General features: G+C 72.1%; 11 protein-coding genes. 10 read left to right on the top strand and 1 reads right to left on the bottom strand.

Translation table 11 applies throughout. The features are described 5' to 3' along the window. Positions 1 to 231 precede the first annotated feature (231 nt). The 6 genes from DXZ73_RS32210 (at position 232) to DXZ73_RS40175 (ending at position 9,355) form a co-directional block, all read left to right on the top strand. Positions 232 to 1,119, top strand: coding sequence for an FAD binding domain-containing protein (locus DXZ73_RS32210; protein ID WP_116214492.1), 888 nt, complete (start codon positions 232 to 234; stop codon positions 1,117 to 1,119). Then, positions 1,110 to 1,760 (top strand): (2Fe-2S)-binding protein, encoded by a 651-nt coding sequence (locus tag DXZ73_RS32215; RefSeq protein ID WP_116214493.1) that lies wholly within the window; start codon positions 1,110 to 1,112, stop codon positions 1,758 to 1,760. The genes DXZ73_RS32210 and DXZ73_RS32215 overlap by 10 nt, the downstream gene beginning before the upstream one ends. 4 nt (positions 1,761 to 1,764) lie before the next feature. Beyond that, entirely contained in the window at positions 1,765 to 4,353 is a 2,589-nt protein-coding gene (pucD, locus tag DXZ73_RS32220) for a xanthine dehydrogenase subunit D (RefSeq protein ID WP_240351588.1), read from the top strand. A gap of 165 nt (positions 4,354 to 4,518) precedes the next feature. After that, on the top strand, positions 4,519 to 5,976 hold the full coding sequence (locus DXZ73_RS32225; RefSeq protein WP_116214494.1) for an NCS2 family permease: 1,458 nt from the start codon (positions 4,519 to 4,521) through the stop codon (positions 5,974 to 5,976). A gap of 348 nt (positions 5,977 to 6,324) precedes the next feature. After that, entirely contained in the window at positions 6,325 to 7,470 is a 1,146-nt protein-coding gene (locus tag DXZ73_RS32230) for an XdhC family protein (protein ID WP_116214495.1), read from the top strand. Positions 7,471 to 7,567: 97 nt separating this feature from the next. After that, positions 7,568 to 9,355: a trypsin-like serine peptidase gene (locus DXZ73_RS40175; protein WP_116214496.1), complete on the top strand. Its 1,788-nt coding sequence runs from the start codon at positions 7,568 to 7,570 to the stop codon at positions 9,353 to 9,355. Between the two features lie 7 nt (positions 9,356 to 9,362). Here the strand turns inward: DXZ73_RS40175 and DXZ73_RS32240 are convergent, their stop codons facing one another. Next, positions 9,363 to 10,352, bottom strand: coding sequence for an endonuclease/exonuclease/phosphatase family protein (locus DXZ73_RS32240; RefSeq protein WP_116214497.1), 990 nt, complete (start codon positions 10,350 to 10,352; stop codon positions 9,363 to 9,365). 461 nt (positions 10,353 to 10,813) lie between these two features. Here DXZ73_RS32240 and mgtA point away from each other — a divergent pair, with 461 nt between their 5' ends. The 4 genes from mgtA to DXZ73_RS32260 all read left to right on the top strand — a co-directional run bounded on the left by mgtA (position 10,814) and on the right by DXZ73_RS32260 (position 17,533). Further along, positions 10,814 to 13,567, top strand: coding sequence for a magnesium-translocating P-type ATPase (mgtA, locus tag DXZ73_RS32245; RefSeq protein ID WP_116214498.1), 2,754 nt, complete (start codon positions 10,814 to 10,816; stop codon positions 13,565 to 13,567). 45 nt (positions 13,568 to 13,612) lie between these two features. Beyond that, entirely contained in the window at positions 13,613 to 14,407 is a 795-nt protein-coding gene (locus DXZ73_RS32250; protein WP_240351589.1) for an MgtC/SapB family protein, read from the top strand. A gap of 615 nt (positions 14,408 to 15,022) precedes the next feature. Next, positions 15,023 to 16,027 (top strand): hypothetical protein, encoded by a 1,005-nt coding sequence (locus DXZ73_RS32255; RefSeq protein ID WP_240351590.1) that lies wholly within the window; start codon positions 15,023 to 15,025, stop codon positions 16,025 to 16,027. Positions 16,028 to 16,495: 468 nt separating this feature from the next. Then, positions 16,496 to 17,533, top strand: a complete 1,038-nt coding sequence (locus DXZ73_RS32260; RefSeq protein ID WP_162890404.1) for a hypothetical protein — start codon at positions 16,496 to 16,498, stop codon at positions 17,531 to 17,533. The last annotated feature ends 121 nt before the right edge of the window (positions 17,534 to 17,654 follow it).

Below are 17,654 nucleotides of genomic sequence, written 5' to 3' on the forward strand. Positions count from 1 at the left end.
GATCTGTCTTGTTGTAACCAGTGGAATGCAGTGAGGTTTCTGAACCCCGTCTTTCGTTCGAATCTACAAGACGGGGCCCTCGGCCAGCGAACCGCTTCATGGTTTCGGTGACTGCACCCGGGTGCCCGCCCGGCCTTGTACTGGCTCCACGCCGCGTGAACAGGACATGAACCGCCCGGACGGACACCCCCTCGCACCACCCCGCGGGACCCGATCGAGAAGAGAAGATCCATGGACTTCCTGCGCCCCGGCAGCTGGGAGGAGGCGCTCGCCGCGAAGGCCGAGCACCCCACGGCTGTGCCCATCGCGGGCGGCACGGACGTGATGGTCGAGATCAACTTCGACCACCGCCGGCCGGAGTATCTGCTCGACCTGAACCGCATCGGCGATTTGTACGAATGGGAGATCGGCGACCGGGACGTCCGCCTCGGCGCGTCCGTGCCGTACACCCGGATCATGGCGGAGCTCCGGGACCCGCTGCCCGGCCTCGCGCTCGCCTCGCACACCGTCGGCTCCCCGCAGATCCGCAACCGCGGCAGCGTGGGCGGCAACCTCGGCGCGGCGTCCCCGGCCGGGGACGCCCACCCGGCGCTGCTCGCGGCGGGCGCCGACGTGGAGGCGGAGTCGGTGCGCGGCACCCGGCTGATCCCGGTGGAGGAGTTCTACACCGGCGTGAAGCGCAACGCCCTGGCGCCGGACGAGCTCATCCGGGCCGTACGCATCAGGAAGGCCGACGGGCCGCAGCAGTTCTCCAAGGTCGGCACCCGCAACGCCATGGTGATCGCGGTCTGCGCCTTCGGCCTCGCCCTGCACCCGCAGACCCGCACCGTGCGCACCGGCATCGGCTCGGCCGCGCCCACGCCGGTGCGGGCCCGGGCGGCCGAGGACTTCCTGGCGGCCGCGCTGGAGGAGGGCGGCTTCTGGGAGTCGGGCGCGGACCTGGCACCGTCGCTGGCCCGGCAGTTCGCCGAGCTGGCCGCCGGTGCCTGCAACCCGATCGACGACGTGCGGGGCAGCGCCCGGTACCGCCGGCACGCGGTGGGCGTCATGGCCCGCCGGACGCTCGGCTGGACCTGGGACGCGTACCGTGGCAGGGAGAGGAACACCCGATGCGCGTGAACTTCAAGGTCAACGGGCGGCCTCAGCAGGCCGACGACGTCTGGGAGGGCGAGAGCCTCCTGTACGTCCTGCGCGAGCGGCTGGGCCTGCCCGGCTCGAAGAACGCCTGCGAGCAGGGCGAGTGCGGCTCCTGCACGGTCCGCCTCGACGGGGTCCCGGTCTGCGCCTGCCTGGTGGCCGCGGGCCAGGTGGAGGGCCGCGAGGTCGACACCGTGGAAGGGCTCGCGGACTACGCGCGGCGGCGGGCGGAGCGCCCTGTGGGCCGGACCGAGGGCGAGGGCCTGCTCGGCGACGCCGCGCCCCGCCCCGCGGGTACGGGCCCGGCCGACTCCCCGTCGCGCCCCGCCGGAGGCGCGGGCCTGGACGAGGCCCGGCGCTGGCAGCCGCGCCCGCACGACGACGCGTCAGGTTTCCAACTCTCCCCGGTGCAGCAGGCGTTCATCGACGCGGGCGCCGTGCAGTGCGGCTTCTGCACCCCCGGCCTGCTCGTCGCCGCCGACGAGCTCCTGGAGCGCAACGCCGACCCCACCGACGCCGACATCCGCGAGGCGCTCTCGGGCAACCTCTGCCGCTGCACCGGCTACGAGAAGATCCTCGACGCGGTGCGCCTGGCGGCCGCCCGCGCCGGAGAGGGGAGCTGACGTGATGTCTCCGGCCCCCGCACGGAGCGGCTTCCTGCCCGGCACCACCGAGCCGCACGGCTCCCGGCCCCCGGCCGCCGCCCGGGAGCAGGACCGCGACGCGCCGTGTCGCCGCACGGCGCCGCGGGCGAACGACGCCCTCACCATCGAGTCGCAAGCCGTCGCACCGCAAGCCCTCGCGTCACGAGCCGGTGCCTCCCACGCCGGGCGAGGCGCGGGCACCGTACGCACCCCCACCGCGCTCACCCAGGGCAGCCGGACCCGCGGCGGCATAGGCGAGTCCACCCAGCGGCCCGACGGCACCCTGAAGGTCACCGGCGATTTCGCCTACGCCTCCGACCTGTGGCACGAGGACATGCTCTGGGGCTTCACGCTCCGCAGCCCGCACACCCACGCCCGGATCCTGTCCGTCGACCTCTCCGAGGCGTACGCCACCCCGGGTGTGTACGCCGTCCTGACCCACGACGACCTCCCCGCCGAGACCCGCTACGGCCTGGAGATCAAGGACACCCCCGTCCTCGCCGACGGCGTGGTCCGCTACCACGGCGAGCCCGTCGCGCTCGTCGCCGCCGACCACCCCGAGACCGCCCGCCGCGCCGCCGCGAAGATCAAGGTGGCGTACGAGCAACTGCCCACCGTCACCGACGAGGAGTCGGCCACCGCGCCCGGCGCGCCCCTGCTGCACCCCGGCCGCGACGACCACCACGCCGGTCACGTCCCCCACCCCAACATCGTCCACCGCCAGCCCGTGCGCCGCGGCGACGTCGTCGCGGCTCGCGCCCGCGCCGAGGTGGTCGTCACCGGCGACTACGAAGTGGGCATGCAGGACCAGGCGTTCCTCGGCCCCGAGTCCGGCCTCGCCGTGCCCGCCGAGGACGGCGGCGTCGACCTCTACATCGCCACCCAGTGGCTGCACGCCGACCTCCGCCAGATCGCCCCGGTGCTCGGCCTGCCCGAGGACAAGGTCCGCATGACGCTCTCCGGCGTCGGCGGGGCCTTCGGCGGCCGCGAGGACCTCTCCATGCAGGCCCACGCCTGCCTGCTCGCGCTGCGCACCGGACGGCCCGTCAAGATGGTCTACAACCGCTTCGAGTCGTTCTTCGGCCACGTCCACCGCCACCCCGCCAAGCTGCACTACGAGCACGGCGCGACCCGCGACGGCACGCTGCTGTACGTGAGTTGCCGCATCGTCCTCGACGGCGGCGCGTACGCCTCGTCCTCCCCGGCGGTCGTCGGCAACGCGGCCTCGCTCGCCGTCGGCCCGTACGTCGTCGACAACGTCGACAGCGAGGCCCTCGCCCTCTACACCAACAACCCGCCCTGTGGGGCGATGCGCGGCTTCGGCGCGGTCCAGGCGTGCTTCGCCTACGAGGCGCAGATGGACAAGCTGGCCGCCGCGCTGGAGATGGACCCCGTCGAGCTGCGGCAGCGCAACGCCATGGCGCAGGGAGCCGTCATGCCCACCGGACAGATCGTGGACTCCCCGGCACCGGTCGCCGAACTCCTGCGCCGGGTCAAGGCGCTGCCCCTGCCGCCCGAGCGGGAGTGGGAGAGCGCGGGCGGCCCGCCCGACGTCCGGGCCCTGCCCGGCGGCCTGTCGAACACCACCCACGGCGAGGGCGTCGTGCGGGGCGTCGGCTACGCGGTCGGCATAAAGAACGTCGGCTTCTCCGAGGGCTTCGACGACTACTCCACCGCCCGGGTGCGGCTGGAGACCGTCGGCGGACAGCCCGTGGCCACGGTGCACACGGCCATGGCGGAGGTCGGCCAGGGCGGGGTCACCGTCCACGCCCAGATCGCCCGCACCGAGCTCGGCGTCGCCCAGGTCACCATCCGGCCCGCCGACACCCGCGTGGGCTCGGCGGGCTCCACCTCCGCCTCCCGCCAGACCTACGTCACCGGCGGCGCCGTCCGGCACGCCTGCGAGGCCGTACGGGAGAAGGTCCTGGAGCTCGGCCGCGCCCGGTTCGCCGCGTACCACCCGGCCTGGAACCACGCCGAACTCCTCCTGGAGGGCGGCAAGGTCGTCACCGACGCGGGCGAGGTGCTCGCCGACCTGGCCGACGTGCTGGAGGGCGAGGCCGTCGACGTCGAGCTGGAGTGGCGCCACCGCCCCACCGAGGCCTTCGATCCGAGGACCGGACAGGGCAACGGCCATGTGCAGTACTCCTTCGCCGCCCACCGCGCCGTCGTCGAGGTCGACACCGAGCTCGGCCTGGTCAAGGTCGTCGAGCTCGCCTGTGCCCAGGACGTCGGCAAGGCCCTCAACCCGCTCTCGGTGGTGGGCCAGATCCAGGGCGGTACCACCCAGGGCCTCGGTCTTGCCGTCATGGAGGAGATCGTCGTCGCGGCGGACGGCAGGGTGCGCAACCCCTCCTTCACCGACTACCTCATCCCCACCATCCTGGACACCCCCGCCATACCGGTCGACATGCTCGAACTCGCCGACGACCACGCCCCGTACGGGCTGCGCGGCGTCGGCGAGGCGCCCACCCTGTCCTCCACCCCGGCCGTCGTCGCCGCGATCCGGGCCGCCACCGGCCTGCCGTTGAAGCGGGTGCCGGTGCGGCCGGAGCACCTCACCGGCACCTGACAACACGTCACATCACACCACCCGCACGCCCCCCGGCCGGTGGTGTGTGGTGCAATCCCTTCGTCTCGGGCCGTCCCCCGGGTCGTGCAGCCGATCCACATCCCAAATCCCGTGGGCGGCCCCACCGGCCGCCACGGGTGCCCCTCTGAACCTTGGGAAGGCATCATGACCCACTCATCCGTGGAGACCGGGGCCACGGCGGAGGGCACGGGCGCGGGCCCGTGTCCACCCGCCGGGTGCTCCCGGCTCGACCGGTACTTCCACATCAGCGAGCGAGGCTCCACCGTCGGCCGCGAGGTGCGCGGCGGCATCACCACCTTCATGGCGATGTGCTACATCCTGCTCCTCAACCCGCTGATCCTCTCCGGGCCGGACTCCGCGCGGCACACGCTCGGCCACGCCGGGCTGATCACCGCCACCGCGCTCGCGGCCGCGGTCTGCACCCTGCTCATGGGCCTCGTCGGCAAGGTGCCGCTCGCCCTCGCCGCCGGGCTTGGCGTCTCCGGCGTGCTCGCCACCCAGGTGGCGCCCCACATGACCTGGCCGCAGGCCATGGGCATGTGCGTGCTCTACGGCGCGGTGATCGTGCTGCTGGCCGTCACCGGCCTGCGGGAACTGATCATGAACGCGATACCGCTCGCCCTCAAGCACGCCATCACCATGGGCATCGGGATGTTCATCGCCCTGATCGGCCTGGTCAAGGCGGGCTTCGTGCACGCCTCCACGGGCGGCGGACCCGTCACCCTCGGCCCGGCCGGCGAGCTCGCGGGCTGGCCGGTGCTGATCTTCTGCGTCACCCTGCTGATCGTCCTGATGCTCCAGGCCCGCGAGGTCCCCGGCGCGATCCTCATCGGCATCGTCGCCGGCACGGTCCTCGCCGTCGTCGTCAACGCCGTCGGCCACCTCGGCCCCGGCACCTGGCAGAACGGCGCGCCCGAGCTCAAGGGCGGCGCGGTCTCCATGCCGGACTTCTCCCTCTTCGGGCATGTCGAGTTCGGCGGCTGGGGCTCGCTCGGCGCCATGAGCGTGGGGATGATCGTCTTCACCCTGGTGCTGGCCGGCTTCTTCGACGCGATGGCCACCATCATCGGCGTCGGCACCGAGGCGCGGCTCGCCGACGCCCGGGGCCGGATGCCGGGCCTGAGCAAGGCCCTCTTCATCGACGGCGCGGGCGGCGCGATCGGCGGGGTCGCGGGCGCCTCGGGCCAGACCGTCTTCATCGAGTCGGCGACCGGGGTCGGCGAGGGCGCCCGTACGGGCCTGTCCTCGGTGGTGACCGGCCTCTTCTTCGCCGCCTGCCTGTTCTTCACCCCGCTCACCCGGATCGTGCCCGGCGAGGTGGCCGCCGCGGCGCTCGTGGTCATCGGCGCGATGATGATGAGCAACGCCCGGCACATCGACTGGAACGACCGGGCGGTGGCGGTCCCGGCCTTCCTGACCGTGGTGCTGATGCCGTTCACGTACTCGATCACCGCGGGCGTGGGGGCGGGGATCATCGCGTACACGGCGATCAGGACGGCGGAGGGCAAGTGGCGCGAACCGGGTGTCTTCATGTGGCTGCTGACGGCGGTCTTCGGGGTGTATTTCGCGCTGCACCCGATCGAGGGCTGGCTGGGTGCGTAGTCCTCACGCCGGACGGGCGACGACGGATCTTCGCCTGCGGCGGGCTTGTTCCCCACCCCGCCCCTTCCCGAACCGGGGCTCGTGCCCCGGGCCCCCGGCTGCGGGCCGGTTCGCCGCCTGCGGCGGGGGCGGCCTGCGGCCGCGTCCTCAATCGCCGGACGGGCTGAATTTTGCGTACCCCGGGGGTCTGGGGGCGGAGCCCCCTCACGCGCATCAGACGCTGTGGGAAGGGGCGGGGCTGAGGAACGAGCCCGCCGCAGGCGGCGGACCGGCCCGCAGCCGGAAAGAGACGCCCGCCGTCACCCACCCGCCGCACACTGGAATCGCACACCCCGAGGAGACAGACCCATGCTCGACCTCGCAGAGGAACTGCACCGTTGGTGCGAAGAAGGCCGTGACTTCGCCGTCGCCACCGTCGTCGCCGTGCGCGGCAGCGCCCCCCGGCCGGTCGGCGCCGCGCTGGCCGTCGACGCGGACGGCACCGTCATAGGCTCCGTGTCCGGCGGGTGCGTGGAGGGCGCCGTCTACGACCTGTGCCTGGCGGCCCTCGCGGACGGTGAGAGCGTGCGCGAGCGCTTCGGCTACTCCGACGAGGACGCCTTCGCCGTCGGCCTGACCTGCGGCGGCGTGATCGACATCCTCGTCACCCCGGTCCGTGCCGACGCCCCGGACCGGGGCGTGCACGCGGCCGCGCTGGCGACCGCCGCGCGCGGCGGGACCGCGGCCCTCGCCCGCGTCGTGCACGGCCCGGCCGGACTCCTGGGCCGCCCCCTGCTCGTCGGGCCCGACGGCACCGCCGCCGGTACCCTCGGCGGCACCGAGGCGCTCGACGCCGCCGCCGCGCGGGAGACGGCGGCGCTGCTGGACCTCGGGCACACGGGCACGGTGCGGGTGGCGTACGGCGACGACGGGGCGGGGGAGAGCGGTTCGCGCTGCGGTGAACAGGTCGTGCTGCTCGTCGAGTCCAGCCTGCCGCCGCCCCGGATGATCGTCTTCGGGGCCGTGGACTTCGCCGCCGCCCTCGCCGGCGCCGGCAAATTCCTCGGCTACCACGTCACCGTCTGCGACGCCCGCCCCGTCTTCGCCACCCCCGGCCGCTTCCCCGCGGCGGACGAGGTCGTGGTGGACTGGCCGCACCGCTACCTCGACTCCCAGGAGCTCGACGGCCGTACGGTGCTGTGCGTCCTCACCCACGACGCGAAGTTCGACATCCCGCTGCTGGAGCGGGCGTTGCGGCTGCCGGTCGCCTACGTCGGCGCGATGGGGTCCCGCCGCACCCACGAGGACCGGCTCGGGCGGCTGCGGGAGGCGGGGGTGGGCGAAGCGGAGCTGGACCGGCTGCGCTCGCCCATCGGCCTGGACCTCGGGGCCCGTACGCCGGAGGAGACCGCGCTGTCCATCGCGGCCGAGATCGTCGCCACCCGGCGCGGCGGCACGGGGGTTCCCCTCACCGGGGCGCACACCCCCATCCACCGGGACGCGCGGGCGGCCTGACCTCGGAGGATGGGGTTCCGGAGACCGGCGTCGGCCGTGTCCACGACCTGTGGCACGATGCCCCGCACTGTCTGTTCTCCCACCCCAGAGAGTTACCTTGTCACCCTTCAGATGGTCCCGCACCGTCGCCGTCGCCCTCTGCATGGCCGCGTGCGGCACGACCGCCACCGCCACCGCGGCCGTCGCTACCACCCCGGCCACGCCCGGCGGCCGCGCCGCGGAGAAGTACTGGACGGCCGAGCGCATGGCCGCCGCCAAGCCGGCCGACGCGGGCCGCGCCGCCGCGCCCGCCTCCGCCGCCCGGGCCCGCGCCCTCGTCGGCGCCGCCCCCACCGGCACGCCCCAGGGCGCGTACGGCGACGGCATACCCATGGTCGGCACGTTCTTCAGCAGCACCGGCCCCGACGGGCCCACCTACTGCACCGCCAGTGTGGTGCACAGCGCGGGCCGCAACCTCGTGCTCACCGCCGGGCACTGCGCCAAGTCCCTGGCGGGCGGCGGCCAGCGCATCTTCGTACCGCAGTACCGCAAGGGCCTGGACGCGACCCATCAGCCGTACGGCGTCTTCCCCGTGGACCGGGTCTTCACCGACCCGCGCTACACCAAGAACAGCAAGGGCCCGGACTCCAGCCTGGACTTCGGCTTCGCCCGGGTCCTGCCCAACACCCAGGGCGCCGCCGTGGAGGACCGCACCGGCGCCCTCCGGCTGACCCCCACGCCGCGCTGGACCAGCACCGTCACGGTCACCGGCTACCCCGGCTCGCACAACCCGGACCAGAAGGCCGTCAGCTGCACCGTGCCGACCTCGCGGCTCGCCGGCTACCGCCAGCTCCAGATGAAGTGCGGCGGCTTCTACGGCGGCACCTCCGGCAGCCCCTGGATCACCAACTACGACGCCAAGAGCCGCACCGGCGACGTCATCGGCAACCTCGGCGGCTGGAACGGCGGCGGCAACGCCACCGGCGACGACTGGATCAGCTACTCGCCGGTCTACGACCACGAGATCCAGGACCTCTACCAGGACGCGATCGCCGACCGCACGCCCGTGCGCGCCCCTTACCAGTCGCCCGCCGACACGGCCCGGCTGCCCGGCGCGGCGTCGACCTGGAGCCACGCGAAGTTCCTCGCCCCGGGCGACTACGACGGCGACGGCCGCGACGACCTGCTGACGGTCTGGAGCGACGGCGAGGTCACCCTCTACCCCGGCGACGGCAAGGGCGGCTTCGGCGCGGAGAAGCAGCTGGCGAAGCCGAAGAGCTACTGGCAGCGCGCCCAGGCCGTGACCAGCGGCGACTTCAGCGGCACCGGCCGGCCCGACGTCCTGGTCCGCTGGGACACCGGCAAGGTCAGCTACTACGAGGACGTCGACCCGGCCGGGTTCGACAACAAGAAGGAGTACACCCTCGCGGCCGGCGGCTCCGCGTGGAAGGACGCCGCGCAGATCACGGTGGGCCGCTTCAACTCCACCGACAGGGCGAACGACATGATCGTGCGCTGGGCCGACGGCAAGGTCACGCTGCACAGCGACGTGAGCCCCGCCGGCACCGGCACCGAGCGCCGCCTCGCGGACTCCGGCTCCTTCTGGCGCAACTCCACGGCCCTGGCCGCCACCTTCCCCGCGGGCCGGGACCGCTCGCAGGTCGTCGTGCGCTGGGCCGACGGCTCGCTGGGCAGCTTCGCCCTCTCCGGGAGCGGACTTACCGGCACCCGGCTCCAGGCCCCCAACCCCTCCTGGGCGTCACCCGCGATGACCGCGGGCGACTTCGGCGGCGCGGGCCGGGCCGACGGCCTCCTCGTCCGCTGGGCCGACGGCGAGACCTCGCTCTACGACGGCACCGCCGCCGACACCCTCGGCACCTGGAACCCTCTGGTCAACACCGGCTGACGTAGCGTCAGTCATGCAGGACGGCATCGACCACCAGCGCCCGGTGGTCGGTGCCCGCCAGGTCGAGGAAACGCGCCGCGCGCGGCTCGACCGCCGCACCGACCAGCACATGGTCGATCTGCGCGCCCAGCGGCGGCGCGGTCAGCGCGGGCCACGTCGGCGTCCGCGCCCGGCCCACCAGCGCGGCGCTGTCCCGCACCCCGGTGTCCAGCAGGGCGCGGAACGCCGCGTGGTCCTGCGTCGCGTTGAAGTCGCCCGCGATGACGGTCTCCGCCGCGTCCCGCCCGGCGGTCACGGCCCGCAGCCGCCCCAGCTCCGTACGCCACAGCGCCACCTGCCCGGGCACCGGCGGCATCGGGTGCGCCACCTGGAACCGCAGCGCCACCCCCGCCACGCGCACGACCGCCCGGGGCATCGCCAGCGTGCCGCGCACCTCGCCGTCCGGCTCCAGCGGGAACCTGCTGAGGATCGCCGAGCCCTCCGCCCGGCCGCCCCCCCCCACGATCCGGCGGTACGGGTAGGCCGCGCGCACCTCCGCGCCGTCGAGGGCGACCGCGCACACCTCCGGCGCGCACTCCTGCACCGACACCAGGTCCGGCTTCTCCCGGCGCAGCGCCCGGAGCAGCTCCTGCGTCGCGCCGCCGAACTCCAAGTTCGCGGTGAGAATGCGCAGTTGGGCCCGCACCGGGCCCGGTGCGGATGGGGGTGCGGCGCCGTACGGGCGGAGGAAGAGGCCGACGGCCGCGACGGTGAGCAGCCCCCAGGCGCAGCCGACGACCCAGCGCGCGCCCGCGGCCAGCAGCAGCGCAACGGCGGCGGGCACCAGCAACCACGGGAGGAACGCCAGGAGTTGGGGCACCGGTGTGATGCCGTCGGTGCCGCAGGCCCGGCACACCAGCACCGCGCTCACGGGGGCCAGCAGCAACCCCGCGCACCAGCGTGCCGAGCGCCGCCGGCCGCCCGGCGGCCGCTTTCCGGTTCCGGGGTCTTTCCGCATCGTCCGACCTTCGTATTCACCCGCCCGGGGCGGAACCACTTGACGTCCTATGGCAAGCTAGACGCTGAAGGTGCCGCTCCGGCCGCATTGACGCGTTTTCTGCCGCGCGGCGCCTGTGCTGTCCGTATGCGAGCGAGGAGGTGATCGGGATGACCAGTCGGAGTCCCGAGGGAAGTCCTCGCTACAGTCGGTCGGCTTCTCCTCGCTGAGCGTAGGCGCTCCGCTTCTTTCCTGTTGAGCGCAGGCGTTCCGCTCGTATTTCCCTGAGCCGACCTGCGGTTCGCGCCTTTTTCCGGCGTGCCGGCCGCGCCGCTGTCGCGGGCCCTTTCCCCTTTCGGTGTTTCCGGCCTTCCTGGCTGTCGAATTCCCCATTTCCCGTGCCCCGGCGCGGCCGCGCCATGTCGTGATGCCGCCATGCCGCGATGCCGTCGCGCCGTCGTGCCCGGAGAGAGGTTTCCGCCATGACCAACACCACGCTCACCCCCCAGAAGCTCGCACCGCCGGGCCGCGGCCGCCGGGACCGCAAGGCCGCGGAGCTCGAGGCCCGCACCCGCGCGGCCGGTGACCGGCTCGCCCGCTACAGCTCCCTGCCCGGCAGCCAGGTCCTCCAGGACGTACGCGCCACCCCGCAGGGGCTGCGGCACGACGAGGCGGCCCACCGCCTGGAGCAGCACGGCGCCAACGTCGTCGCCCACGAGCGCGCGCCCCGCTGGTACACACAGCTCGCCAAGGCCTACGTCAACCCCTTCATCGCCATTCTCGTCCTGCTGGACATCGTCATGCTCTGGCAGTGGACCCAGGCCGCCGAGGACGAGCCCTTCGACCCGGGCATCGCCATCCTCGGCGCCATGGTGCTGATCAGCGGTGCGCTGCGGTTCTGGCAGGAGTACCGCTCGGGACGTTCGGCCGCCGCGCTGAGGGCCTTGGTCACCACGACCACCGCCGTGCAGCGCCGGGACGGCCGGGGCGACCGGCCGGCCACGGTCGAGCTCCCCATGGACCAGGTCGTCCCCGGCGACATCGTGCGCCTGGCCGCCGGTGACCTCGTACCGGCCGATCTGCGGCTGCTCACCGCCAAGGACCTCATGGTCGCCCAGGCCGCGCTGTCCGGGGAGTCGCTGCCGGTCGCCAAGGCGGACACCCGTACCCACGACTACGGGCAGAGCGTCACGACCGACCCCGTAGAGGCCGACAACCTCTGCCTCATGGGCACCACCGTCACCTCCGGCACGGCCACCGGCGTGGTCGTTGCCACCGGCTCCGACACCTACTTCGGGTCGATGGCCGGCTCCCTGGTCGGCGAGCGGCCGCAGACCAGCTTCGACACCGGCGTCCGCAAGGTCAGCTTCCTGCTGATCCGCTTCATGCTGGTCATGGTCCCCGTCGTCTTCGCGATCAACGGCTTCACCAAGGGCGACTGGAACGAGGCGTTCATGTTCGCCCTCGCCGTCGCGGTCGGCCTCACCCCCGAGATGCTGCCGATGGTGGTCACCACCAACCTGGCGCGGGGCGCGGTCGCCATGTCCCGCCGCAAGGTCGTCGTCAAGCGCCTCAACGCCATCCAGAACCTCGGCGCGATGGACGTGCTCTGCACGGACAAGACGGGCACGCTCACCGAGGACCGGATCGTCCTCGACCGCTACCTCGACGTGCACGGCCGGGACGACACCGAGGTCCTCGAACACGCCTACCTCAACAGCCACTTCCAGACCGGGCTGCGCAACCTCATGGACCAGGCCGTCATCGACCGCGTGCTTGAGGCCGAGGAGGTTGTCGTCGACGCACGTTTCACGATGGTCGACGAGATCCCCTTCGACTTCGCCCGCCGCCGGATGTCGGTGGTCCTGAACCGCAACAGCCTCGCCGCCACAGCCGAGGCCGGCGAGCACGCTTTTAATGAACACTGTCTGATCACCAAGGGCGCGGTCGAGGAAGTCCTCGCCCTGTGCACCCACATGACGGACCGCGGACAGCGGGTGCCGCTCACCGCCGAGCTGCGCCGGAAGGTCACCCGCACGGCGGAGGACCACAACCGGCAGGGCCTGCGCGTCCTCGCGGTGGCCACCCGTACGCTCCCCGCGGAGCGCACCGCCTACTCCGTCGCCGACGAGGCGGAGCTGACCCTGATCGGCTTCCTCGCCTTCCTCGACCCGCCGAAGGCCGACGCGGCGCGGGCCCTGATGGCCCTCGCCGACAAGGGAGTCGCCGTCAAGGTCGTCACCGGCGACAACGAGCTGGTCGCGGCCCGGGTCTGCGCCGACGTCGGCATCGACGTGGGCGAGGTCGTCACCGGCGCCCGGATCGACCGCCTCGACGACGCCGAGCTGCGCGCCCTGGTGCGCACGACCACGCTCTTCGCCAAGACCAACCCGGTGCAGAAGGCCCGGATCGTACGGGCGCTCCAGGCCGAGGGGCACACCGTCGGCTTCCTCGGCGACGGCATCAACGACGCCGCCGCGCTGCGCGACGCCGACGTCGGCATCTCCGTGGACACCGCGGTCGACATCGCCAAGGAGTCCGCGGACATCATCCTGCTGGAGAAGGACCTGATGGTCCTGGAGCAGGGCGTGGAGCAGGGCCGGACGACCTTCGGCAACACCATCAAGTACATCAAGATGACGGCCAGCTCGAACTTCGGCAACGTCTTCTCGGTGCTGGTGGCCAGCGCGTTCATCCCCTTCCAGCCGATGCTCGCGATCCACCTGCTGGTGCAGAACCTCGCGTACGACATCTCGCAGCTGGCCACTCCGTGGGACCGGATGGACCCCGAGTACCTGCGCAAGCCGCGCACCTGGGACGCCAAGGGCATCGCCCGGTTCATGCTGTGCATCGGCCCGATCAGCTCGATCTTCGACATCACCATGTTCCTGGTGATGTGGAACGTCTTCGGCGCGAACAGCGAGGCGCACCAGACGCTCTTCCAGTCCGGCTGGTTCGTCGAGGGCCTGCTCTCCCAGACCCTCGTCGTCCACATGATCCGCACCCGCAAGATCCCCTTCATCCAGTCCCGGGCCTCGCTGCCGGTGCTGGTCATGACCGGCCTGGTGATGGCGTTCGGCATCGTCCTGCCGTTCTCGCCGCTGGCGTCGGCGCTGTCGATGGAGCCGCTGCCGATGAGCTACTTCCCGTGGCTGATCGGGGTCCTGCTCACCTACTGCGCGCTCACCCAGGTGGTGAAGACCTGGTACATCCGGCGGTTCAGCACCTGGCTGTGACCGGCCGATAGGGATACGGAACGAGGACGAGGAGGAGCGTGGGGCATGGTCATCGTCAATGAGTGGCACATGGCGGCCAATATCGCGGCCGGCCTGGGCTTCGGTGCGATCATCGGGCTGGAGCGCCAGTGGCGGGCGCGCATGGCCGGACTGCGGACGAACGCGCTCGTCGCGGCGGGCTCCGCCCTCTTCGTCCTGCTGTCGCAGTACGGCTTCGCGGCGGCGACGAGCACCACGGGCTACGACGGCTCCCGGGTCGCCGCCCAGATCGTCTCCGGCATCGGCTTCCTGGGCGCGGGCGTCATCATGCGCGACGGGCTGAGCGTCCGCGGCCTCAACACCGCGGCCACGCTGTGGTGTTCGGCCGCGGTCGGCGCCCTCGCCGGGACCGGGCTCTATGTGGTCGCGGCCCTGGGCACCGTGGGCGTGGTCGGCGCGAACACCCTGCTGCGCCCGCTGGCCAGGGGCCTGGACCGGGGGCCGCACGGCGGCGCCGAAGTGGCCACCGACTACCACTTCGAGGTCGTCTGCACCGAGCCGGAGGAGGCCCACATCCGCACCCTCGTGGTGCAGGCCGTCACCCGGCCGGGCTTCCGGCTGCGCTCGGTGTACAGCAGCGACGTGGAGGCCGGGGGCAAGGTCATGGTGGCGGCCGACCTCACCACCGAGCGGCGCAACGACAGCCTGCTCGAAGAGGCCGTCAGCAGGCTCTCGTTGGAGCCCGCGGTCTCGGCCGTGCGGTGGACCGTCCTGCACGGCCCGGACGACACGGACGACGACGACTACCCGGCCGAGCCGCGGGGCCGGCGGCGGGTGCGGGACTTCTTCACGGGGCGGTGAACGGTGGGGCCCGCCGCCGGCGCCGAACACCTCGGCAGCGGGCCCGGGCCCGTAAAACCCGCTCCGAGCAGGGAATTGACGTCGTATCAGGTTCGCGCGAGTGCCTCAGGCATATGGCAAATACATGCTATTTGTGATTCACATCACACGCGCGTGTCATCCTTGGTTTCCCGGCATCCCCGCTCGATGACGCGTGTCGACCGCGTTGGATCATGGCCGAAAGCTCATGGGGCGGTGCGGTGCCGATTTGCCTCGGAGTCACATCCCCGCCCTCGCCCCCTTGCCGGAATTGATCCTTCGGGTCCGGGACGGAAGCGGCGCCGCAGGGCAACTCCGGACATCCGGTTCGGTGTCGGCCGGAACCGGCGGGTGCCTAACTGCTGCGAGATCTCTGCCAATCCGGATCAAGGCCGCCCAGGCGGCAATACGGACAAGTGGCGGATTAAACCCGCGCGCATTCCGGCCGTTGTGGTTGTCGATATTGCGCGGCCTTCAGGGAGTGCTGTTTTCTTGCGGTCAGGTAAGCAGCCACCTGGGGGTATGCCGGTTATGGCAATCAAGATCAATCCTGCCCGGTTCAGTCAGTTCGGGCCGGCCGAAGGAAGCGTCTTCTGCTTGATCACCAATCAGGAGATGGAAAAGGAACTCGAAATCGTCAGGGATGCCCCCTACGAGGAGTACCGGACGATAATCCTGCGCCCCGGGGACGACTTCGAGGCGATGCTCGCCGATGAAACGATTCCGCAGCAGTCGCACTCGCTGGTCATCTCCCCCTACCGATTCTTTGAGTCCCCGTCCGAGGAAGCGCTCGGGCCGCGCCGGAAACTCATGGGCATGGCGTGCAACTCCACGCCCACCGACCTGGAGATCATCCGGCATTTCATCGGGGTGATCGAGCGCACCTCGGCCCAGGAACAGGCCGAATTCAGCGACCGTTTCTTCGAGCTGGCGGAGTCCACCGACCACCTCGTCTACGTGGACGAGCGCCACGGCACCCGCGCCGTCCTCGACCACCTCGCCGACGACCTCGTGTGGAATCAGCAGGCCGGCCCCCTCGACTGGGGCGAGCAGCAGATCGTGCCGTCGGGCGAGATCAGCGTTCTGCCGATGCAGATCGTCGAATTCGACGAGAGCCTGCACCTGCCGCTGGAAGGCGAGATCGCCCTGCGCGGATTCCCCATCCTGCACAACGGGACGCCGTCCTTCACCCGCAAGGACCAGGCCCGGCTGCAGGGGAAGCTCGCCGGCCTGGAGCACGAGGCGGTGATCGCCGAGGTGCGCAAGGGCAGCATCGCCGCACTGCGCCCGCACCGGCCCTCCGGTGCCGCGGTCGCCAGGACCTTCGAGGCGATGTTCGAGATCGACTCCCGCTACACCCTGGTCTGGGAGATCGGACACGCCCTCAACACCAGCCTGGACATCCTGCCGGGCAACCACGCCATGAACGAGGTGTACGGAGGCGACCGGGGCTGCCTCCACTGGGGACTGGGGCTCACCCCCTTCACCCAGTACCACCTCGACATCATCTCGCCCGACACCACCGTCTACACCGAGAGCGGTGAAGTGGTGCTGGGCAACAAGGGCGGCGCTCCCGGCGTCCGGATGGCCGCCGGTCACTGACCGGCCGGGCCCCGGCGCGGGGGAGCGCGAATAAAGACCAGGGGGGAGGTGACGACCATGAAGAAGACCATCAAGGTGCGCAAGAACAGCAACTACCTCGGGACGCTCCTGGGCTGAGCCCCGGTGGCCTTTCGAATTCGATGGCGAGAGGGGGTGTTCTCCGTGAAGAAGACCATCAAGGTCCGCAAGAACAGCAACTACCTCGGGACCCTCCTGGGCTGAGCCCCGGGTGGCCGTCGGATTCGATCGTGAGGGGAGGTGTCCGCCATGAAGAAGACCATCAAGGTGCGTAAGAACAGCAACTACCTCGGCACCCTCCTGGGCTGAACCGAGTGACGGCCGGCCTTCGGGACCGGCCCAGTGCGAGGCGGGTCGAGGTGCTGACTCGACCCGCCTCGCCGCACTGCACCGCATACATCTGGGAGTGCCGAGATGATTGTCGTCCGTCCTGAGGCCTATCGCCAGTACATGGCGGGCCGTAACCGGTTCGTGCTGGTCGTGGAAAAGGCCCTCGCCGACTTCTTCCGGATCGAGCACGGCACCCGCCACGAACACCACGCCACCGTCCTCGCGGAGCCCGGCCGCACCCTCGCCGACGTGCTGCGCTCCGACGTGCCCGAGAACTCCGACGTCCTCGTGGTGGCCGCCGCCGACTCCCTGCTGACCGCCCCGACCGTCGAGATCGGCCCCGGGCGCACCGTCGCCGCCGTCCGGATGGGCACCGGACCGCTCGCCCTCGACCAGACGCGCTCCCTGCTGGAGGCCCTGGAGCGGACCGACCCCGACGACGTGCAGCGCCACGCCGACGCGCTGGCCGGCACGCTGGCCACGGCCGGCGGGCTCCGGATCGAGGACCCGCTCACCGGCTCCGTCGCGCAGGCCCGCTTCACCCGGCCGACCTGGTCGCGGTCGGACGTCGGCGCCTTCAAGCCCGGCGCGGTCCAACTGGCGCCCACGGGACGGCTGCGCCTCGCCACCGACGTCACGGGCACGACATTCTCCGGCCAGATCGCCGTCAAGGGCTGGCCGGTCGTCCGAAGCCGCACCGGCGGCGACGACCGCCGCCACGAGCTCTACGAGCAGCTGACGGGCCTGTCCCACTACCCGCTCGTCCTCACCGTCGACGACGGTACGGTGACCGACCTGAAGGCCGCCGCGTCCGGCTCGGGTGCCGCCGCGGCCGCGCTGGAGAGCCTCTTCGCCGAGCACTCCGACCACTCCGTCGTCTCCGGCGTGGAGTTCGGCCTGAGCCGGGGCACCCAGCCGCTGCCCTTCAACACCGAGGCCAACTCGGCCGCCACGGGCCGCGCGAAGGCCTCCGTCCACCTGGTCCTGGGCGCGCTGCCGCAGACCCCGTACCAGCTGACCCTGGCCTGTGCGACCAGCACCGTCACCGCCGAGGGCGCCGCCGGGGCACTGGCCGGCACCGGCACGGAGGACGGCGGGGGCGAGCGTCCCCGGCGCCGCATGAACCGTGTCACCGCGTCCAGTTGCGGCTGCCACTGACCGACTCCGGGCGGTGCGGGACCCCGGCCCGTCCGGCGGCCCCGGCCGCCGGACGCCCGATCCCGTAACCGGCCCGCCGTTCTCCGCCCGCGGGAGCGCGCCGGCACCCGACGGAGCCGTA

Origin of the sequence: Streptoverticillium olivoreticuli subsp. olivoreticuli, assembly GCF_003391135.1 — a bacterium.
Lineage (GTDB): Bacteria > Actinomycetota > Actinomycetes > Streptomycetales > Streptomycetaceae > Streptomyces > Streptomyces blastmyceticus.